Raw genomic sequence first — 19,834 nt, forward strand, 5'->3', positions numbered from 1 at the left:
CCCGGCGCCAGAATGCCCCATCTGCCCCGCCTGATGTAAGGAAGCCCGATGCCTGATCCTGTTGCTGCCAGCTTGCGTCTAGCGCCCGAAGCGCTGACCCGTCCGTTTTCCGCTGAACAGTTCAGCTTCTCGACCACCAATGATTTGGAGCCTTTTCGCGGTGTGCTTGGCCAGGAACGTGCGGTCGAAGCCTTGCAGTTCGGTGTGGCCATGCCACGCCCCGGTTACAACGTCTTTGTCATGGGCGAGCCTGGCACTGGCCGCTTCTCTTTCGTCAAACGCTACCTGAAGGCCGAAGGCAAGCGCCTGCAGACCCCGGCCGACTGGGTCTATGTCAACAATTTCGATGAGCCGCGCGAGCCCCGCGCGCTGGAGCTGCCTTCGGGAGCTGCGGGGGCGTTCATCAGCGACATCAACGCGCTGATCGACAACCTGCTGGCGACCTTTCCGGCGGTTTTCGAGCATCCGTCCTATCAACAGAAGAAAAGCGCGATCGACCGCGCGTTCAACCAGCGTTATGACCGCGCCCTTGATGTCATCGAGCGCCTGGCGCTGGAGAAGGACGTCGCGCTGTATCGCGACAGCAGCAATATCGCCTTCACGCCGATGCTCGAGGGCAAGGCGCTGGACGAGGCGGAGTTCGCGCAGTTGCCCGAAGCCGAGCGCGAGCGTTTTCATGAGGACATTTCCGCCCTGGAAGAGCGCCTCAATGAAGAGCTGGCGAGCCTGCCGCAGTGGAAGCGCGAGTCGAGCAACCAGCTGCGTCAGCTCAATGAAGAAACCATCACCCTGGCCTTGCAGCCGCTGCTGGCGCCGCTGTCGGAAAAGTATGCGGAAAACGCCGGCGTGTGCGGCTACCTGCAAGCCATGCAGGTGTATCTGCTCAAGACCGTGGTCGAGCAACTGGTGGACGACAGCAAGACCGACGCCGTGGCCCGCAAGCTGCTGGAAGAGCAGTACGGCCCGAGCCTGGTGGTCGGCCACCCGGCCAGTGGTGGCGCGCCAGTGGTGTTCGAGCCGCACCCGACCTACGACAACCTGTTTGGCCGTATCGAATACAGCACCGACCAGGGCGCGCTGTACACCACTTACCGGCAGCTGCGTCCGGGCGCCTTGCACCGGGCCAACGGCGGCTTCCTGATTCTCGAAGCCGAGAAAATGCTCGGTGAACCCTTTGTCTGGGATGCCCTCAAGCGGGCCCTGCAATCGCGCAAGCTGAAGATGGAATCGCCCTTGGGCGAGCTGGGGCGCCTGGCCACCGTGACTCTGACGCCGCAGCACATCCCGCTGCAGGTCAAGGTCGTCATCATTGGCGCCCGTCAGTTGTATTACACGCTGCAGGACCTGGATCCGGACTTCCAGGAAATGTTCCGTGTGCTGGTAGATTTCGACGAAGACATCCCGATGGTGGACGAGAGCCTCGAACAGTTCGCCCAACTGCTGAAAACCCGTACTTCCGAAGAGGGCATGGCGCCGTTGACCGCAGACGCAGTAGCGCGCCTGGCGACCTACAGCGCACGCCTGGCGGAGCACCAGGGGCGCTTGTCGGCGCGTATCGGCGATCTGTTCCAACTGGTCAGCGAGGCGGATTTCATCCGCAACCTGGCCTCGGACGAAATGACCGATGCCGGGCACATCGAGCGGGCGCTCAAGGCCAAGGCCACGCGTACCGGGCGGGTCTCGGCGCGGATTCTCGACGACATGCTGGCCGGGATCATCCTGATCGACACCGATGGCGCTGCCGTGGGCAAGTGCAACGGGCTGACAGTGCTGGAAGTGGGCGACTCGGCCTTCGGCATACCGGCGCGGATTTCCGCCACGGTTTATCCGGGCGGCAGCGGGATCGTCGACATCGAGCGCGAGGTCAATCTCGGCCAGCCGATTCACTCCAAGGGCGTGATGATTCTCACCGGCTACCTGGGCAGTCGTTACGCCCAGGAATTCCCCTTGGCGATTTCGGCGAGCATCGCGCTGGAACAATCCTACGGTTACGTCGATGGCGACAGTGCGTCGCTGGGCGAGGCGTGCACGCTGATTTCGGCCCTGTCGAAAACCCCGCTCAAGCAGTGTTTTGCCATTACCGGATCGATCAACCAGTTTGGCGAAGTGCAGGCGGTTGGCGGCGTCAACGAGAAGATCGAAGGCTTCTTCCGTCTGTGCGAAGCACGCGGGCTGACGGGCGAACAAGGCGCCATCATTCCCCAGGCCAACGTCGCCACCCTGATGCTCGATGAGAAGGTGCTGGCGGCGGTGCGTGCCGGGCAGTTCCATGTGTACGCCGTGCGCCAGGCCGACGAGGCCCTGAGCCTGCTGGTCGGCGAGCCTGCGGGCGAACCGGATGCGGATGGCCAGTTCCCTGAAGGCAGCGTCAACGCGCGGGTGGTGGAGCGTCTGCGAGTCATCGCTGAAATGATCAGCGAGGACGATCTCAAGGACGCCGAAAAAGAGCTGGCACAAGAGGCGTTGGCGCAAACCAAGCCCGCATGAGCCAGGGCCGCGGCGAGGGCTCTACCCTCGCTGCGGCGCCGGTTCGCTGACGTCAAATTTCGCAAGAGGACCATTCGGCGCCATTCAGCCGGTCAACTTTGCTTATCGGACTTTTCTTCCTATTCTCAGGCAAGGAGAACGACAGTCGTCACTGGATCGAAACAGTCTTCACATGAGGGCTGAATACCGGATCTACCGAGGGTCGCCGCCATGTCGCGCAACCTCTGCCTTACCCGCCAGTGTCTTGGCCTGGTCACCCGTATCGAGTGCAGTATCCGCCCGCTGGCGGGAGATAACGGAATGTGGACCCTGCTGTTCGCGGCCGGAATGGCCGGCGAACAACCTTCGGCCATCAAGTCCCAGGGACCTTTCTGCGGTCCCAGCGTGGCCGAATCCATCCTTGATTCCATCGTCGAAAGCCTGACCACCCATGGCTATGAGCTGGCCGACGATCCACAGATCTGGTGCCTGCACCTTCAGGCGCAACTACGGCAGATCAATGGCGAGCGCTGCCGCCATTGAGCGGGTTTGCCGTCCTGTGCCCTCCGCTGAGCCCTACTCGGCGGAGGGTGGGTTTTCCAGCTTGTCGAGCTTGATCTCAAAGCCATATTCGACGGTGTCGAGTTCGCTGCGCTGGTAGGTTTCCAGTTCGCTGGGCAGTCCATAGAAATAATGCACGTCGAATAATGCCGGGCCGTTCGCTGGCGCCTCATGGCTGACCGCAAGAATTTCCTTCAGGTACTGGCCGCTGCCGTCCTTGGCGTAGAAACGCCAGGCTTCGCTGGGGAATAGTCGCTGGTCGACGATCAGCGCATTGCCCCGCAACTCCATCCCCTTGGGTAACTGGCCGACGGGCAGGGCTTTCTTCTCGATGCGGGCCAGGAACAACGGGATCGAGCCGACGATGTAAGCCGGGGTTTCCGGGAACAGCGTCAGGTCGTAGGTGATTGAGCTGCGCATCGGATCGACCTCGACGGCCTCCGATGGCAGTTCGATGGGCTCGCCGCGTTTGCCGTTTTCGTTCTGGGTGAAGAAGGTCACGGGGCTGTCGCCGGTGGAGAAGGACGTGCCCAGCAACTCGTCGTTGAAGGTTCTCGGCCGGTCGAACTCGATCCGCGCCGCGCTGGCGTCCTCGGTGGACTGATGGACGACCACGCTTTTCTTCAAGGTCTCCTGGTCGAGATTGGCGCCCTTGAGGTAGTTCGCTGCCTGATCGTCATACACCACGACCGGCATTGGCAGCGGCTGGATCTTGCTGTCGGTGGTCAGAGGGTCGAAGCGTTGCACCGGCAGGTCGAGGTCTTTGCGGGTAACGCTGGCACTGGAGAAATCCAGCACGCTGACTTCGAGTTTGTCGATCAAGCCATTGAAATACACCTTGGTGTAATGACTGCGTTGCTCGCGCTCGAAGGTTTTGCGCTGCTCTTCAAGCTGCTGTTCGAATGCTTCGCTCCAGGCTTTCTGCTTCTGCATTTCGGCAAGTTGCTTGGCATAGAAAGCGATCTGTTGGCTGTTCTCATTGATCGACCCGGAGCGCGAAAGGACCTGCCCGCTAGCGTCGCGTGCCTGCACCAGCAGTGGGTTGATCGGCATGTCGCCGAGTTCAGGGGCCAGCGGGGCGCTGTTGATCAACTCGACTTCGGCGCTGTTCTGGTCCAGGGACAACAGTTTCACGCTGACATTCTGGTCGTTGCGCGGCTTGCCGATATCGGCCTTGCCCAGTTCGAAAGTGAGGACCTGGCGGGGAGCGATCACCTCGGCCTTGCCTTGCAGTGTCACGGGTTGGGGCTGGTTCTTGTTTTCGACTTCCAGGCCTTCGATGAACGGGTAGGCCACCGTCAGGTCATCTGGATTGGTCAGGTTGGAACTGGAAGGGCTCAGTTGGATGCCGGGATCGCTTTCCGACCATTCGGGCTGGAAGGCGATGACCTTGCCGTTGCTCAGCGTCACGGACCGCCATTGCAGGCCGTGAGGGAAGGGGAACTGCGCCGGGATCTCGAAGCTGAAGGGGAACACCGGCTGCAGGTCGGTCAGGTAGTCGGAGTTGGAGTGCTTGCGCAGCACGAACAGGCCGTTGAGGTAGGTATCGACCAAGGCCTGGGGGCTGCGGTAGTGCCTGAACAGGGCAAAGGCATCCTCGCCGTATTCGGTCTCGATGGGCTTGTTCTGGAGACGCAGTTGCGCACGTTCGAGCAGTAACAGCGAACCGCCCAGGTCGGCGACGGCTTCCTTGAGCTTGGGGTCCTGGATAGCGTCCAGGGACTGTTCGAATTGTGCGGTCTTCTGTTCAAGGTTGGCTTGTTGTTTCTCCTCGCTGGGCGAGCAGCCGCTGCTGAGCAGTACCGCGATACACAAGCCGGTCCTCGCCAAAGGCAATCGCAAATCCATTCTCCAGGCTTCCTGTCCGTTGTCGTTGAGCTGTTCGAGTGATTTCGACACTAGCAGAAAAACGCTTTGGCAGACGTGCAGGTAATGGATTTGCTTGCGGTTTATGGGCTTTTGGACGGCTGATATACTCGCCGCCATTTCTAGACCTGTGTGAGATTCAATGGAACGCTTAATCGAGAATGCAATGTACGCCTCGCGCTGGCTGCTGGCGCCGATCTATTTTGGTTTGTCCCTGGGGCTGCTTGCCTTGGCGCTGAAATTTTTCCAGGAAGTCTTCCACGTCATTCCCAACGTGTTCAGCATGGCCGAGGCCGATCTGATCCTGGTATTGCTGTCGTTGATCGACATGGCGCTGGTCGGCGGCTTGCTGGTGATGGTGATGATCTCCGGCTACGAGAACTTCGTGTCCCAGCTGGATATCGACGAAGACAAGGAAAAGCTCAGCTGGCTGGGCAAGATGGACTCCTCCTCGCTGAAGATGAAAGTGGCTGCGTCCATCGTGGCGATTTCCTCGATCCATCTGCTGCGGGTGTTCATGGACGCGAAGAATATCGAGCCGCAGTACCTGATGTGGTACGTGATCATTCACATGACGTTCGTGATTTCGGCCTTCGCCATGGGCTACCTGGACAAGCTGACCAAGCACTGATGGCCTGGTCACTGCTGTAGACACGCCGCCCGGCCGTTGCGAAACGGACGGGCGGCGTCGTTTGTGGCTTGTGCTTTTATCGGCCGAGGCATATCCCTGTAAGGGTCACGGGCTCGAACTGCGCGAGGTGCACCGATGAACCTGCACGAGTTGAATGCTTATGCCGTCGCCGGAAAAATCGACGAACTGAACCTGATCTCGCTCGAGGGCGGCATCTACCTGCTCGAGGCACGGATGCATGGGGCGGCCTATCCGTTGAGCGACGCCCACGGCCAGATGCTGCACCTGCGTTCGGTGGAGCATGCCCGGGAAGTGCTGCATGCCTTTCCCAAGTTGCCCTTCAACCTGATCCATGCCTCGGTGCACGACGAGATGTGCGGCTTGTCGGCGGGTACCGATGACAGCCTGCGGGTGCCTCTCGCCCTCCGCTCGGTCTGACGGGCGGGACGCACGTTCTTCATCGCCGTGGCAACTGTGCTAGTCTGCTCGCCCTTTTGGTTCCGGGCGTCCCGGGATGCGCTGTGTACGCACGGCGGATTTCCGAGCCGTCCGCACAGCGGAGCAGTGTCATGTCCGAAGTAAATCTGTCCACCGACGAAACTCGCGTCAGCTACGGTATCGGCCGCCAGCTGGGCGACCAGCTGCGTGACAACCCGCCACCAGGTGTGAGCCTGGACGCCATCCTGGCCGGCCTGACCGACGCGTTCGCCGGCAAGCCTAGCCGTGTTGGCCAGGAAGAAATGTCCGCCAGCTTCAAGGTGATCCGCGAAATCATGCAAGCCGAAGCAGCTGCCAAGGCTGAAGCCGCCGCTGGCGCGGGCCTGGCTTTCCTGGCTGAAAACGCCAAGCGCGAAGGCATCACCACGCTGGCGTCCGGCCTGCAGTTCGAAGTGCTGACCCAGGGTGAAGGCGCCAAGCCATCCCGTGAAGACAGCGTGCGCACTCACTACCACGGCACGCTGATCGACGGCACTGTGTTCGACAGCTCCTACGAGCGCGGCCAGCCTGCGGAATTCCCGGTCGGCGGCGTGATCGCTGGCTGGACCGAGGCCCTGCAACTGATGAATGCCGGTAGCAAATGGCGTCTGTACGTGCCGAGCGAGCTGGCTTACGGCGCGCAAGGCGTTGGCAGCATTCCGCCGCACAGCGTTCTGGTGTTTGACGTCGAGCTGCTCGACGTTCTGTAAGCCTCAACTGCTGGGCTAGCTTGCTCGCGATCCGGGCGCCGTATCTGCGGTGCACAGATCGCGAGCAAGCTTGCCTTGGCAGGGGGTAGGTGGGGTCATAGACGTATTTTTGCGCTCTGGCCTTGCCCTTCGGCTGTTCCGGCAGGGCGCAAGGCCCGTGCATAGCAGAACAGAAACAGGTTGCGCACCAGTTCTTTGAGCACCACCGGCTCGCTGGAACTCAGGCCGTTGAGGTCCAGGTCGCCCTGATCCTGCAGTTCATTTAAGGCTTCTTCTTCCAATACCGCACAGACTTCCCCGGTTTCCCGATGCAGGATTCGCAGGTAAGGGTGTGGGCGGTCCAGCCATGCGTCGATCAAATAAGTCATGAGTTTCATCTCCTTGATGGGGTTCAATGAGAATAATTCTTATTCAATGAATAGCAAGTGCCTATTGGCGGTTTCTGCTGTTTTCTGTGTGGAAATTGTTGTGCGTCAAAAGGGCTGGCCTTTTGATATTTGGCAGGAGGGGCTTGGAGTCGAGGGGGAGTGAGAAGGGCTTCACCCCGCGCCTGGCGCGGGGCGATAACCGGAATATCAGACCTTGCGGACGAACTCGGACTTGAGCTTCATCGGGCCGATACCGTCGATCTTGCAGTCGATGTCGTGGTCGCCATCGCACAGGCGGATGTTCTTGACCTTGGTGCCGACCTTGACCACCAGCGAGGTGCCCTTGACCTTGAGGTCCTTGATCACGGTGATGGTGTCGCCGTCTTGCAGGACATTGCCGACTGAGTCCTTTTTCACGGTTTCATCGGATGTGGCCTCGGCTTCACCGTTGGCGGACCATTCGTGGGCGCATTCGGGGCAGACCAGCTGGGCGCCGTCTTCGTAGGTGTATTCGGAATTGCATTTAGGGCAGGGTGGCAACGTGCTCACTAAGACTCCTCGAGTTCAGGAAGGCTAAAAAGCGCACATTATATAGGGTTTTGCGTGGGGAGGGGCGTCGCGGGGAAAGTGCTGCGAGCAAGCCCGCTCCTGCGAAGGGCAGGAGCAAGCTCGTTCGTGGTCGGATCAGTGCGTGCGGGCTACCGCGAATTCGCTCAGTTCCACCAGCGCGTCGCGGTACTCGCTTGGCGGCAGGGCTTCCAGGCAAGCGATGGCGCGAGCGACATAGTCGCGTGCCAGCTGCGCGGTGTAATCCAGGGAGCCGGAGGCTTCCACGGCGGCGCGAATGCTTTCCAGATCTTCGATACCGCCTTTCTGGATTGCCTGGCGCACCAGGGCCGCCTGTTCCGGCGTGCCTTCGCGCATGGTGTAGATCAGCGGCAGGGTCGGCTTGCCTTCAGCCAGGTCGTCGCCGACGTTCTTGCCCAGGGTTTCAGCGTCGCCACGGTAGTCGAGCAGGTCGTCCACCAGCTGGAAGGCTACGCCCAGGTGATCGCCGAAGGTGCGCAGGGCTTCGCTCTGCGCTTCGGTAGCGCCGGCCAGGGCGGCGGCGCTGTGGGTCGACGCCTCGAAGAGCATTGCGGTCTTGCCGCGAATGACTTCCATGTAGGTTTCTTCGGTGGTGCTGGCGTCGCGGACTTTCGACAGTTGCAGCACTTCGCCTTCAGCAATGATGCGAGTGGCTTGCGAAAGGATCTTCATCACCGGCATCGAGCCCAGCTCGACCATCATCTCGAACGAGCGCGAGTACAGGAAATCGCCCACCAGCACGCTCGGGGCGTTGCCCCACATGGCGTTGGCGGTCGAGCGGCCACGGCGCATGCCGGACATGTCGACCACGTCGTCATGCAGCAAGGTGGCGGTGTGCAGGAATTCGATGGTGGCAGCCAGCAGGCGCATGTCATCGCCTTCGCGACCCAGGGCCTTGCCACACAGCAGCACCAATAAAGGACGCAGGCGTTTACCGCCGGCCGAGGTAATGTAGTCGCCGATTTTCGATACCAGCGGCACTCGGGAGGTCAGCTGCTTCTTGATGATGCCGTCGACGGCGCTAAAATCGTCCGCCACCGCGCGGTAGAAAGCTTGGGGTTGCATCAGCGACAGGTGCTCCAGAAGGGTTGCGCGGCATGCTAGGACCCACATCCGGGGCTGTCAAGGCGCGATGGGCGGCCACTTGCATCGCCAGGACAGCTTGCGTACAATCGCGCACCCTGAACTTCCTGGGCAGCACCTGCCTTACGCAATTGCACTTGGGCCGTTCCAGCCCCATGCAGCCATGCCAGCCAATACTTCTTCTTATAAAGAGCTGGGTGAGCAGGATTATCGGAGAAATACCATGTACGCAGTAATCGTTACCGGCGGTAAGCAATACAAGGTCGCTGAAGGTGAATACCTGAAGATCGAAAAACTGGAAATCGCCACTGGCGAATCCGTGACTTTTGACCGCGTTCTGTTGGTTGCCAATGGCGACGACGTGAACATCGGCGCACCTGTTGTTGCTGGCGCAACCGTCAAGGCTGAAGTGATCTCCCAAGGTCGTCACGATAAAGTCCGCATCATCAAGTTCCGTCGCCGTAAGCACCACATGAAGCGTATGGGCCACCGCCAGTGGTTCACCGAGATCAAAATCACCGGTATTCAGGCTTAATTTCAGCCTAATTCCTCACTAGGAGAATTGAACTCATGGCACACAAAAAAGCTGGTGGTAGTACCCGTAACGGTCGCGACTCAGAAGCCAAACGCCTTGGCGTGAAGATGTATGGCGGCCAGGTCATCAAGGCCGGCAACATCATCGTGCGTCAGCGCGGCACCCAATTCCACGCTGGCTACGGCGTTGGCATGGGTAAAGATCACACCCTCTTCGCGAAAATCGAAGGCGTGATCAAGTTTGAAGTAAAAGGCGCCTTCGGTCGTCGTTACGTGAGCGTCGTCGCAGCTTAATTGTGCGATCGCTGGAAAAGCCCTGTCTCGCGACGGGGCTTTTTCGTTTGTGGGGTGAGTCTCTTGCAAAACTGTTTGTATGGGCTGCCAGCGCTGGATGTTACGGCCGTTGATCGGGTTCGCTGCGCTCATTTTTGCAAGAGTCTTATATCTTAGTGTTTTTCAGCTCGTCCGCGCGGCGAGAGGCGTTTTGTTATGAAGTTCGTTGATGAAGTTTCGATCCGAGTAAAAGCTGGCGACGGCGGCAATGGCTGCATGAGTTTCCGTCGGGAAAAATTCATCGAAAACGGTGGTCCGAACGGTGGTGACGGGGGCGATGGCGGATCGATCTACATGATCGCCGACGAAAACCTCAACACCCTGGTGGACTACCGCTACACCCGTCATTTCGATGCCGAGCGTGGCTCCAATGGCGGCAGTACCGATTGCACCGGCAAAAAGGGTGAAGACCTGGAGTTGCGTGTGCCGGTCGGCACCACTGTGATCGACGCCGGTACCCAGGAAGTGATTGGCGATCTGACCAGGGCTGGCCAGCGTTTGCTGGTAGTGCAGGGCGGTTGGCACGGTCTGGGTAACACCCGTTTCAAATCCAGTACCAACCGCGCGCCGCGCCAGACCACTCCGGGCAAGCCGGGTGAGCAGCGCGACCTCAAGCTTGAGCTGAAAGTACTGGCGGACGTCGGTCTGCTGGGCTTGCCGAATGCCGGCAAGAGCACCTTCATCCGCTCGGTTTCCGCGGCCAAGCCGAAAGTGGCTGACTATCCGTTCACGACCCTGGTGCCGAACCTGGGCGTGGTCAGTGTCGATCGCTGGAAGAGCTTTGTGATCGCCGATATTCCGGGGTTGATCGAAGGGGCTTCGGATGGTGCGGGCCTGGGGATCCGTTTCCTCAAGCACTTGGCGCGTACCCGTCTGTTGCTGCATCTCGTGGACATGGCGCCGCTGGATGAAAGCAGCCCGGCCGATGCGGCAGAGGTTATCGTCAACGAGCTGACCAAGTTCAGTCCGTCCCTGGCTGAGCGCGATCGCTGGCTGGTGCTGAACAAGTGCGACCAGATTCTCGAGGAAGAGCATGAGGCGCGGGTCAAGGAGATCGTCGATCGCCTGGAGTGGACCGGTCCGGTGTACGTGATCTCGGCCATTTCCAAAGACGGTACCGAGCGCCTGAGTCGCGACATCATGCGGTATCTGGAGGATCGTGCTGATCGCCTGGCCGCCGACCCGGCTTATGCCGACGAATTGGCCGAGCTCGATCAGCGTATCGAGGACGAGGCGCGTGCCCAGCTGCAGGCTCTGGACGACCAGCGTGCCCTGCGCCGCAGCGGCGTGAAGAGCGTGCACGACATCGGCGACGATGATTGGGATGAGGAAGATGTGGATGATGAAGATGGTCCGGAAATCATTTACGTCCGCGACTGATTCGTTGCAGTAAACTACAAGCGCCGCTCACTGAGCGGCGTTTTAGTATCCGGGAAACGTAGCCAAGAATAACTTTATGGGCGCGCTCGGTCGCGTGGCTCTCAAGCTAAGGTTGAAGAAGATGCGGAGTAAGGTGACAGGTGCGCAGCGCTGGGTCGTGAAGATCGGCAGCGCGTTGCTGACGGCGGACGGCAAAGGGCTGGATCGCGCGGCAATGGGTGTTTGGGTCGAGCAGATGGTGGCCTTGCATGAGGCTGGCGTCGAGCTGGTATTGGTCTCCTCCGGCGCGGTTGCGGCCGGCATGAGTCGCCTGGGCTGGACCGCACGACCGAGTGCGATGCATGAGCTGCAGGCGGCGGCGGCCATCGGCCAGATGGGGCTGGTGCAGGCTTGGGAGTCGAGCTTTGCCGAACATGGCTTGCACACTGCGCAGATTCTGCTGACCCATGACGACCTGTCCGACCGCAAGCGTTACCTGAATGCTCGCAGCACCTTGCGCGCGCTGGTCGAGCTCAAGGTGATCCCGGTTATCAATGAAAACGACACCGTGGTCACCGATGAAATCCGCTTTGGTGACAACGACACGCTGGCTGCCTTGGTGGCCAACCTGGTCGAGGCCGATCTGCTGGTAATCCTCACTGACCGCGACGGCATGTTCGATGCGGACCCGCGCAGCAATCCCGATGCCCAGCTCATCTATGAGGCGCGCGCCGACGATCCGGCGCTGGACGCGGTCGCGGGTGGCACGGGTGGTGCGCTGGGGCGCGGCGGCATGCAGACCAAGCTGCGTGCGGCGCGTCTGGCGGCACGTTCCGGGGCGCACACCATCATTGTTGGTGGGCGCCTGGAGCGTGTACTGGATCGTCTCAAGGCGGGCGAGCGGCTGGGAACCTTGCTGTCGCCTGAGCGCGGCATGCTGGCGGCGCGCAAGCAATGGTTGGCGGGGCACCTGCAAACCCGTGGCACTCTGGTGCTGGACGATGGCGCGGTATCGGCCTTGTCCCAGGGCAACAAAAGCCTGCTGCCGGTGGGCGTCAAGCTGGTCCAGGGCAGTTTCCGTCGCGGCGAAATGGTGGTGTGCGTGGCGCCGGACGGGCGTGAAATCGCGCGCGGCCTGGCCAACTACAGCGCTCTGGAAGCACAAAAAATCATCGGTCAGCCTTCTGATGCAATTGTCGGCTTGTTGGGGTACATGGCTGAGCCTGAGTTGGTTCACCGTGACAATCTGATTCTGGTCTAAGGAAAAACCAATGCGCGTAGCAAAAGGATTGTTGGGCTTGCTGTTGGCAATGCCGCTGCTGGCCTCCGCTGAAGAGATCGGCCAGGTGTCCACGGTATTCAAGTTTGTCGGGCCTAACGATCGCATCGTGGTCGAAGCCTTCGATGATCCGAAGGTGGAAGGTGTGACCTGCTACCTGTCGCGAGCCAAGACTGGTGGCGTGAAGGGTGGCTTGGGTTTGGCGGAAGACCGTGCCGAGGCTTCCATTGCTTGTCGCCAGGTTGGGCCGATCAGTTTCAAGGGTGAGCTCAAGGATGGCGACGAGGTGTTCAAGGAGCGCACTTCCTTGGTGTTCAAAACCATGCAGGTGGTGCGCTTTCTCGATAAGAAGCGCAACACCTTGGTGTACCTGGTCTATAGCGATCGGTTGATCGAGGGCAGTCCGCAGAATGCGGTGACGGCGATTCCGATTCTGCCTTGGGCGCAAAATCCGTAACGGTCATCGCGAGCGCGCTCGCTCCTGCAGGTTTGTGCTGTGTAGGGGTGAGTTTCGCGATGGCGGTCTATGGGGTGGGGCATAAATCGCAGGCAATAAAAAACCGACCCTGAGGTCGGTTTTTTAACAAGCGTGTCGCTTAGGCTGCAGCAGCAAGGTTCAGAGCCTTGATGTGGCCATTCAGACGACCTTTATGGCGAGCAGCTTTGTTCTTGTGGATGATGCCTTTATCGGCCATACGGTCGATAACTGGCACGGCCAGAACATAAGCAGCTTGCGCTTTTTCAGCGTCTTTTGCGTCGATGGCTTTAACTACATTCTTGATGTAGGTACGAACCATGGAACGCAGGCTGGCGTTGTGGCTGCGACGCTTCTCAGCCTGTTTTGCACGTTTTTTGGCGGAAGGTGAGTTGGCCACCGTCGAGCTCCTCGAAAGACTTGGGAAATAGCTAACAAAATAGGCCGCGAATCATGCCGATGACGGAAAGACTTGTCAAGGGTAAGTGAGACGTTCCGCTGAGTGGTGGGATCTGAAGAGGCGGGATATTTATTTCCGGCGCTTGACCTGTAAACTCGCGAGCTTTGGCTCTGTGCTGTTGCGGCGCGGAGTATCGCATAAGTAGGCGCATTGTTCGCCTGCTGTTTATCTACAGGCAAAAAACCTTTTCATGAACCTGCTCAAGTCGTTGGCTGCTGTCAGCTCTATCACCATGCTTTCCCGGGTTTTGGGTTTCGTGCGCGATACCATCATTGCGCGCACATTTGGCGCCGGCATGGCGACGGACGCCTTTTTCATTGCCTTCAAGCTGCCCAACCTGCTGCGCCGTATCTTTGCCGAAGGGGCTTTTTCCCAGGCTTTTGTGCCGATCCTGGCGGAATACAAAAGCCAGCAGGGTGACGAGGCGACCCGCACCTTTATTGCCTATGTCTCAGGCCTGCTGACCCTGGTACTGGCGCTGGTGACGGCGCTGGGGATCATTGCCGCGCCCTGGGTGATCTGGGCGACGGCCCCGGGTTTTGCCGACACCCCGGAAAAATTCACCCTGACCACCGATCTGTTGCGGGTGACCTTTCCTTATATATTGCTGATCTCGCTGTCTTCCCTGGCCGGCGCAATCCTCAATACCTGGAACCGCTTTTCGGTCCCGGCGTTCGTGCCGACGCTGCTGAACGTCGCCATGATCATCTTTGCGGTTTTCCTGACGCCATATTTCGATCCTCCGGTCATGGCCCTGGGCTGGGCGGTCCTGGCGGGTGGCCTGGCGCAATTGCTGTACCAGCTGCCGCACCTGAAAAAAATCGGCATGCTCGTGCTGCCGCGCCTGAACCTGCGCGATACCGGGGTGTGGCGGGTGCTGAAGCAGATGCTGCCGGCCATTCTCGGGGTCTCGGTGAGCCAGATTTCGCTGATCATCAACACCATCTTCGCCTCGTTCCTGGTGGCTGGCTCGGTGTCCTGGATGTATTACGCCGATCGCCTGATGGAGCTGCCTTCGGGAGTTCTGGGCGTGGCCCTGGGCACAATCCTGCTGCCGACGCTGGCCAAGACTTACGCCAACAAGGATCGGCATGAATATTCGCGGATTCTCGATTGGGGCCTGCGCCTGTGTTTCATGCTGGTGCTGCCTTGTGCGCTGGCGCTGGGAATCCTGGCCGAGCCGTTGACGGTGTCGCTGTTCCAGTACGGCCAGTTCAGCGCCTTCGATGCTTCGATGACCCAGCGTGCGCTGGTCGCATATTCGGTCGGCCTGCTCGCAATCATTGTGGTCAAGGTCCTGGCGCCGGGCTTCTATGCCCAGCAGAACATCCGCACGCCGGTGAAAATCGCGATCTTTACCCTGATCGTCACGCAACTGCTGAACCTGGCATTTATCGGCCCGCTGAAACATGCGGGCCTGGCGCTGGCGATCAGTGCCGGGGCCTGCATCAACGCCGGTCTGCTGTTCTATCAGCTGCGCAAGCAGCAAATGTTCCTGCCGCAGCCTGGTTGGGGCAAGTTTGCCCTCAAGCTGGTCATTGCGGTGAGCGTGATGTCGGCGGTATTGCTGGGGCTGATGCAGTTCATGCCAGCCTGGGATCAGGGGCATATGCTCGCGCGTTTCCTGCGTCTGGGCGTGCTGGTGATCGCAGGCGTGGCGGTCTATTTCGGCATGCTGGCATTGCTCGGCTTCCGTTTGCGCGACTTCAATCGCAAGGCGTTGCACTGAGGTCCTGGGCCCCGTGAGCGTCGGCGAGGCAGTGGTTTTGTCGGTTCGATCACTTTGGCGCGTGCTGTTGCCTGTCGCCGGCCGTCGGGTGTGGTTATAATCGGCCACTTTATGAGCAAGAAGCGCGTTATGCAGCTGGTCCGAGGCCTCCACAACCTGCGCCCCCAGCATCGGGGCTGTGTCGCCACTATTGGCAACTTCGACGGTGTTCACCGCGGCCACCAGGCAATCCTGGGCCGGCTGCGGGAGCGTGCGCTTGAATTGGGCGTGCCCAGCTGCGTGGTGATATTCGAGCCGCAGCCGCGCGAGTTCTTCGCCCCCGATACCGCTCCAGCCCGCCTGGCACGCTTGCGTGACAAGCTGCAGCTGCTGGCGGAGGAGGGCGTCGACCGGGTCTTGTGCCTGGCGTTCAACCAGCGCTTGAGCAAGCTCAGCGCCAGTGAGTTCGTCGAGACGATCCTGGTCGACGGCCTGGGTGTGCAGCACCTGGAAGTCGGCGACGATTTTCGCTTTGGTTGCGACCGCGTCGGAGACTTCGATTTCCTGCAGAAGGCCGGCATTACCCACGGTTTTACCGTAGAAGCCGCGCAGACCGTCGAGCTGGATGGCCTGCGCGTCAGCAGCACCCAGGTTCGCAATGCGCTGGCGGCTGCCGATTTTGCATTGGCCGAGCGTCTGCTCGGCCGCCCGTTCCGCATCGCCGGACGGGTCTTGCACGGGCAGAAGCTGGCGCGCCAATTGGGCACGCCTACCATCAATGTGCAGCTCAAGCGCCGTCGCGTACCGCTGTCCGGGGTGTACCTGGTCGATGTCGATATCGACGGCAAGACCTGGCCGGGCGTCGCCAATATCGGCGTGCGGCCGACGGTTGCAGGTGATGGCAAGGCCCACCTGGAAGTTCATCTTTTAGATTTTGCCGGCGATCTGTATGACCGGCGTTTGACGGTGGTTTTCCACCAAAAGCTGCGTGAAGAGCAGCGTTTCGCCTCTCTGGAGGCGCTGAAGACGGCGATCAACGCGGATGTCGCCGCCGCCCGTGCCGAAATTGCACGTATCCATAGCGCCAATCGCTAATGAAGAGCCTTAAATGACCGACTATAAAGCCACGCTAAACCTTCCGGACACCGCCTTCCCAATGAAGGCCGGCCTGCCTCAGCGCGAACCGCAGATTCTGCAGCGCTGGGACAGCATTGGCCTGTACGGTAAGTTGCGCGAAATTGGCAAGGATCGTCCGAAGTTCGTTCTTCACGACGGTCCGCCTTACGCCAACGGCTCGATTCACATCGGTCATGCGGTCAACAAGATTCTCAAGGACATGATTATCCGCTCGAAGACCTTGGCGGGCTTCGATGCGCCTTACGTTCCAGGCTGGGACTGCCATGGCCTGCCGATCGAGCACAAGGTCGAAGTCACCCACGGCAAGAACCTGTCCTCGGACAAGACCCGCGAGCTGTGCCGCGCCTACGCCACCGAGCAGATCGAAGGCCAGAAGGCCGAGTTCATCCGCCTGGGCGTGCTGGGCGACTGGGCCAACCCGTACAAGACCATGGACTTTGCCAACGAGGCCGGGGAAATCCGTGCCCTGGCGGAAATGGTCAAGGGTGGCTTCGTGTTCAAGGGCCTCAAGCCGGTGAACTGGTGCTTCGACTGCGGCTCGGCCCTGGCTGAAGCGGAAGTCGAATACCAGGACAAGAAGTCCTCGACCATCGACGTAGCCTTCCCGATTGCCGACGAAGACAAGCTGGCGGCGGCCTTTGGCCTGGCCAAGCTGAGCAAGCCGGCTTCGATCGTGATCTGGACCACCACTCCGTGGACCATCCCGGCCAACCAGGCGTTGAACGTTCACCCTGAGTTCAACTACGCCCTGGTCGATGCTGGCGACAAGCTGCTGGTGCTGGCCGAAGAGCTGGTGGAGTCCTGCCTGGCCCGCTACAACCTCGAAGGCTCGGTGATCGCCACCGCCCCGGGTTCGGCGCTGGAGCTGATCAACTTCCGTCACCCGTTCTACGATCGCCTGTCGCCGGTCTACTTGGCTGAATACGTCGAGCTGGGCGCGGGTACCGGCGTGGTTCACTCCTCGCCAGCCTACGGCGAAGACGACTTCGTGACCTGCAAGCGCTACGGCATGGTCAACGATGACATCCTCAATCCAGTGCAGAGCAATGGCGTGTACGCCAGCTCGCTGGAATTCTTCGGCGGCCAGTTCATCTGGAAGGCCAACCCGGCGATCGTCGACAAGCTGACCGAAGTCGGTGCGCTGCTGCACACCGAAACCATCAGCCACAGCTACATGCATTGCTGGCGCCACAAGACTCCGCTGATCTACCGCGCCACCGCGCAGTGGTTCGTCGGCATGGACAAACAGCCAACCAGCGGCAACACCCTGCGCCAGCGCGCATTGCAGGCCATCGAAGAGACTCAGTTCGTGCCGGCCTGGGGCCAGGCGCGCCTGCATTCGATGATCGCCAACCGTCCGGATTGGTGCATCTCCCGCCAGCGCAACTGGGGTGTGCCGATCCCGTTCTTCCTGCACAAGGAAAGCGGCGACCTGCACCCACGCACCGTCGAGTTGATGGAAGAAGTTGCCAAGCGCGTCGAGCACGAAGGCATCGAAGCTTGGTTCAAGATGGACGCGGCCGAGTTGCTGGGCGACGAAGCCGCGCAATACGACAAGATCAGCGACACCCTGGACGTCTGGTTCGACTCCGGCACCACGCACTGGCACGTACTGCGCGGCTCGCACTCGATGGGCCACGCCAGCGGTCCGCGTGCCGACCTGTACCTGGAAGGTTCCGACCAGCACCGCGGCTGGTTCCACTCGTCGCTGCTGACTGGCTGCGCGATTGATGGCAATGCGCCGTATCGCGAGCTACTGACCCACGGTTTCACCGTCGACGAGAACGGTCGCAAGATGTCCAAGTCCCTGGGCAACGTGATCGCGCCGCAGAAAGTCAACGACACCCTGGGCGCCGACATCATGCGCCTGTGGGTCTCGGCCACCGACTACTCCGGCGAAATGGCGGTTTCCGACCAGATCCTGCAGCGCAGCGCCGATGCCTACCGGCGTATCCGCAACACCGCCCGCTTCCTGCTCTCCAACCTGAGCGGCTTCAACCCGGCCACCGATATCCTGCCGGCCGAAGAAATGCTCGCGCTGGACCGTTGGGCCGTGGACCGCACCCTGCTGCTGCAGCGCGAGCTGGAACTGCACTACGGTGAATACCGCTTCTGGAACGTCTACTCCAAGGTGCACAACTTCTGCGTGCAGGAGCTGGGCGGCTTCTACCTGGACATCATCAAGGACCGCCAGTACACCACCGGCGCCAACAGCAAGGCCCGTCGTTCGTGCCAGACCGCGCTGTTCCACATCTCCGAAGCGCTGGTGCGCTGGATCGCGCCGATCCTGGCCTTCACCGCCGACGAGCTGTGGCAGTACCTGCCGGGCGAGCGCAATGAGTCGGTGATGCTCAATACCTGGTACCAGGGCCTCAGCGAACTGCCGGAAGGCTTCGAGCTGGATCGTGCCTACTGGGACCGGATCATGGCGGTCAAGGTCGCGGTCAACAAGGAAATGGAAATCCAGCGCGCGGCCAAGGCCGTCGGTGGCAACCTGCAAGCCGAAGTGACCCTGTACGCCGAGGACGCGCTGAGCGCCGACCTGGCCAAGCTGAGCAACGAGCTGCGTTTCGTGCTGATCACCTCCACCGCCAGCGTCGCGCCTTTCGTGCAGGCACCGGCGGATGCGGTGGAAACCGAAGTCGCCGGCCTCAAGCTGAAAGTGGTCAAGTCGAGCTTCGCCAAGTGCGCCCGTTGCTGGCACTGCCGTGAAGACGTCGGCGTGCACCCAGAGCACCCGGAAATCTGCGGTCGCTGCGTCGACAACATCAGCGGCGAAGGCGAGGTTCGTCACTATGCCTAATGCCGCGGGCCGTTTCGGCCGTCTGGGCTGGCTGTGGTTGAGCCTGCTGGTCCTGGTCATCGACCAGGCCAGCAAGCTGCACTTCGAAAGCTCGCTGACGATGTACCAGCAGATCGTGGTGATCCCGGATTACTTCAGCTGGACCCTGGCCTACAACACCGGTGCGGCGTTCAGCTTCCTGGCGGACAGCTCGGGCTGGCAACGCTGGCTGTTTGCACTGATCGCCGTCGTGGTCAGCGCGGTGCTGGTGGTCTGGCTCAAGCGCCTGGGGCGCAACGAAACCTGGCTGGCAGTCGCCCTGGCACTGGTGCTGGGGGGGGCGCTGGGCAACCTGTACGACCGCGTTGCCCTGGGCCATGTGATCGATTTCATCCTGGTGCATTGGCAGAACCGCTGGTATTTCCCGGCGTTCAACTTTGCCGACAGCGCCATCAGCGTGGGTGCGGTGATGCTTGCGCTGGATATGTTCAAAAGCAAGAAAACCGGAGAAGCCGTCCATGACTGAACAGGCATCGGCTGGGCAACGCATTGGCCAGAACACGGAAGTCACTTTGCATTTCGCGTTGCGCCTGGAGAACGGCGACACCGTGGACAGCACCTTCGACAAGGCCCCGGCGACCTTCAAGGTCGGCGACGGCAACCTGCTGCCAGGTTTTGAAGCGGCCCTGTTCGGCTTCAAGGCGGGCGACAAGCGTAGCCTGACCATCGAGCCGGAAAACGCCTTTGGCCAGCCGAACCCGCAAAACGTGCAGATCATCCCGCGTTCGCAGTTCCAGGACATGGAGCTGTCCGAAGGCCTGCTGGTGATCTTCAACGATGCGGCGAATACCGAGCTGCCAGGCGTGGTCAAAGCCTTCGATGACGCCCAGGTGACGGTTGATTTCAATCATCCGTTGGCCGGTAAAACCTTGACCTTTGATGTCGAGATCATCGACGTTAAAGCGCTTTAACCCTGTAGGAGCAAGCTTGCTGGCGATGAATGCCTGACATTCGACA

The 19,834-nt window shown here is 60.6% G+C and carries 21 protein-coding genes; 16 read left to right on the forward strand and 5 right to left on the reverse strand.

Annotated features, from left to right (window positions below):
- The first annotated feature begins 48 nt into the window (after positions 1 to 48).
- Complete coding sequence (locus BLV20_RS23780) at positions 49 to 2,487, forward strand: Lon protease family protein (protein WP_092304887.1); 2,439 nt, start codon at positions 49 to 51, stop codon at positions 2,485 to 2,487.
- Between the two features lie 210 nt (positions 2,488 to 2,697).
- Positions 2,698 to 3,009, forward strand: a complete 312-nt coding sequence (locus BLV20_RS23785) for a PA4575 family protein (protein ID WP_092304888.1) — start codon at positions 2,698 to 2,700, stop codon at positions 3,007 to 3,009.
- 33 nt (positions 3,010 to 3,042) lie between these two features.
- Here the strand turns inward: BLV20_RS23785 and BLV20_RS23790 are convergent, their stop codons facing one another.
- A complete protein-coding gene (locus BLV20_RS23790) occupies positions 3,043 to 4,875 on the reverse strand; it encodes a hypothetical protein (protein ID WP_092304889.1) in 1,833 nt (610 codons plus the stop codon).
- 160 nt (positions 4,876 to 5,035) lie between these two features.
- On the opposite strand from BLV20_RS23790, the gene BLV20_RS23795 reads away from it, so the two are divergent.
- The 3 genes from BLV20_RS23795 (at position 5,036) to BLV20_RS23805 (ending at position 6,711) form a co-directional block, all read left to right on the forward strand.
- Positions 5,036 to 5,524 carry a TIGR00645 family protein gene (locus tag BLV20_RS23795; protein WP_092304890.1) on the forward strand — a complete coding sequence of 163 codons (489 nt, stop codon included), beginning with the start codon at positions 5,036 to 5,038 and terminating at the stop codon, positions 5,522 to 5,524.
- Between the two features lie 135 nt (positions 5,525 to 5,659).
- Positions 5,660 to 5,962, forward strand: coding sequence for a DUF6482 family protein (locus BLV20_RS23800; RefSeq protein ID WP_092304891.1), 303 nt, complete (start codon positions 5,660 to 5,662; stop codon positions 5,960 to 5,962).
- Between the two features lie 131 nt (positions 5,963 to 6,093).
- A complete protein-coding gene (locus BLV20_RS23805) occupies positions 6,094 to 6,711 on the forward strand; it encodes a BamJ family beta-barrel-assembly machinery protein (protein WP_007924751.1) in 618 nt (205 codons plus the stop codon).
- 95 nt (positions 6,712 to 6,806) lie between these two features.
- Here the strand turns inward: BLV20_RS23805 and BLV20_RS23810 are convergent, their stop codons facing one another.
- Entirely contained in the window at positions 6,807 to 7,079 is a 273-nt protein-coding gene (locus BLV20_RS23810) for a PA4570 family protein (protein WP_092304892.1), read from the reverse strand.
- Here BLV20_RS23810 and BLV20_RS31505 point away from each other — a divergent pair.
- On the forward strand, positions 7,078 to 7,242 hold the full coding sequence (locus tag BLV20_RS31505; RefSeq protein WP_175540253.1) for a hypothetical protein: 165 nt from the start codon (positions 7,078 to 7,080) through the stop codon (positions 7,240 to 7,242). The genes BLV20_RS23810 and BLV20_RS31505 overlap by 2 nt on opposite strands.
- A 44-nt stretch (positions 7,243 to 7,286) precedes the next feature.
- On the opposite strand, the gene BLV20_RS23815 is transcribed toward BLV20_RS31505, so the two are convergent.
- Both BLV20_RS23815 and BLV20_RS23820 read right to left on the reverse strand, forming a co-directional pair.
- On the reverse strand, positions 7,287 to 7,628 hold the full coding sequence (locus tag BLV20_RS23815; protein WP_092304893.1) for a zinc ribbon domain-containing protein YjdM: 342 nt from the start codon (positions 7,626 to 7,628) through the stop codon (positions 7,287 to 7,289).
- 135 nt (positions 7,629 to 7,763) lie between these two features.
- On the reverse strand, positions 7,764 to 8,732 hold the full coding sequence (locus tag BLV20_RS23820) for a polyprenyl synthetase family protein (RefSeq protein WP_092304894.1): 969 nt from the start codon (positions 8,730 to 8,732) through the stop codon (positions 7,764 to 7,766).
- Positions 8,733 to 8,973: 241 nt separating this feature from the next.
- On the opposite strand from BLV20_RS23820, the gene rplU reads away from it, so the two are divergent.
- From rplU to BLV20_RS23845, 5 genes are all read left to right on the forward strand, one after another.
- Complete coding sequence (gene rplU, locus BLV20_RS23825) at positions 8,974 to 9,285, forward strand: 50S ribosomal protein L21 (protein WP_007924746.1); 312 nt, start codon at positions 8,974 to 8,976, stop codon at positions 9,283 to 9,285.
- Between the two features lie 35 nt (positions 9,286 to 9,320).
- Positions 9,321 to 9,578: a 50S ribosomal protein L27 gene (gene rpmA / locus BLV20_RS23830; protein WP_003228360.1), complete on the forward strand. Its 258-nt coding sequence runs from the start codon at positions 9,321 to 9,323 to the stop codon at positions 9,576 to 9,578.
- Positions 9,579 to 9,773: 195 nt separating this feature from the next.
- On the forward strand, positions 9,774 to 10,997 hold the full coding sequence (gene cgtA, locus BLV20_RS23835; protein ID WP_092304895.1) for an Obg family GTPase CgtA: 1,224 nt from the start codon (positions 9,774 to 9,776) through the stop codon (positions 10,995 to 10,997).
- Positions 10,998 to 11,118: 121 nt separating this feature from the next.
- Positions 11,119 to 12,237: a glutamate 5-kinase gene (gene proB, locus BLV20_RS23840; protein WP_092304896.1), complete on the forward strand. Its 1,119-nt coding sequence runs from the start codon at positions 11,119 to 11,121 to the stop codon at positions 12,235 to 12,237.
- Positions 12,238 to 12,247: 10 nt separating this feature from the next.
- Positions 12,248 to 12,712 carry a CreA family protein gene (locus BLV20_RS23845; protein ID WP_023969420.1) on the forward strand — a complete coding sequence of 155 codons (465 nt, stop codon included), beginning with the start codon at positions 12,248 to 12,250 and terminating at the stop codon, positions 12,710 to 12,712.
- Between the two features lie 139 nt (positions 12,713 to 12,851).
- Here the strand turns inward: BLV20_RS23845 and rpsT are convergent, their stop codons facing one another.
- Positions 12,852 to 13,130 carry a 30S ribosomal protein S20 gene (rpsT, locus tag BLV20_RS23850; protein WP_007924739.1) on the reverse strand — a complete coding sequence of 93 codons (279 nt, stop codon included), beginning with the start codon at positions 13,128 to 13,130 and terminating at the stop codon, positions 12,852 to 12,854.
- A gap of 250 nt (positions 13,131 to 13,380) precedes the next feature.
- Between rpsT and murJ the strand changes: the two genes are divergently transcribed.
- The 5 genes from murJ (at position 13,381) to fkpB (ending at position 19,788) form a co-directional block, all read left to right on the forward strand.
- Positions 13,381 to 14,919 (forward strand): murein biosynthesis integral membrane protein MurJ, encoded by a 1,539-nt coding sequence (gene murJ / locus BLV20_RS23860; RefSeq protein ID WP_092304897.1) that lies wholly within the window; start codon positions 13,381 to 13,383, stop codon positions 14,917 to 14,919.
- A gap of 129 nt (positions 14,920 to 15,048) precedes the next feature.
- Complete coding sequence (gene ribF, locus BLV20_RS23865; protein ID WP_175540254.1) at positions 15,049 to 15,993, forward strand: bifunctional riboflavin kinase/FAD synthetase; 945 nt, start codon at positions 15,049 to 15,051, stop codon at positions 15,991 to 15,993.
- A gap of 13 nt (positions 15,994 to 16,006) precedes the next feature.
- Positions 16,007 to 18,838 carry an isoleucine--tRNA ligase gene (gene ileS / locus BLV20_RS23870; RefSeq protein ID WP_092304899.1) on the forward strand — a complete coding sequence of 944 codons (2,832 nt, stop codon included), beginning with the start codon at positions 16,007 to 16,009 and terminating at the stop codon, positions 18,836 to 18,838.
- Positions 18,831 to 19,343 carry a signal peptidase II gene (gene lspA, locus BLV20_RS23875; RefSeq protein ID WP_092304900.1) on the forward strand — a complete coding sequence of 171 codons (513 nt, stop codon included), beginning with the start codon at positions 18,831 to 18,833 and terminating at the stop codon, positions 19,341 to 19,343. The genes ileS and lspA overlap by 8 nt, the downstream gene beginning before the upstream one ends.
- Positions 19,336 to 19,788, forward strand: coding sequence for an FKBP-type peptidyl-prolyl cis-trans isomerase (gene fkpB / locus BLV20_RS23880; RefSeq protein WP_092304901.1), 453 nt, complete (start codon positions 19,336 to 19,338; stop codon positions 19,786 to 19,788). Before lspA ends, fkpB begins: the two co-directional genes overlap by 8 nt.
- The last annotated feature ends 46 nt before the right edge of the window (positions 19,789 to 19,834 follow it).

This window comes from Pseudomonas sp. NFIX28 (assembly GCF_900107395.1).
Taxonomy (GTDB): Bacteria; Pseudomonadota; Gammaproteobacteria; order Pseudomonadales; family Pseudomonadaceae; genus Aquipseudomonas.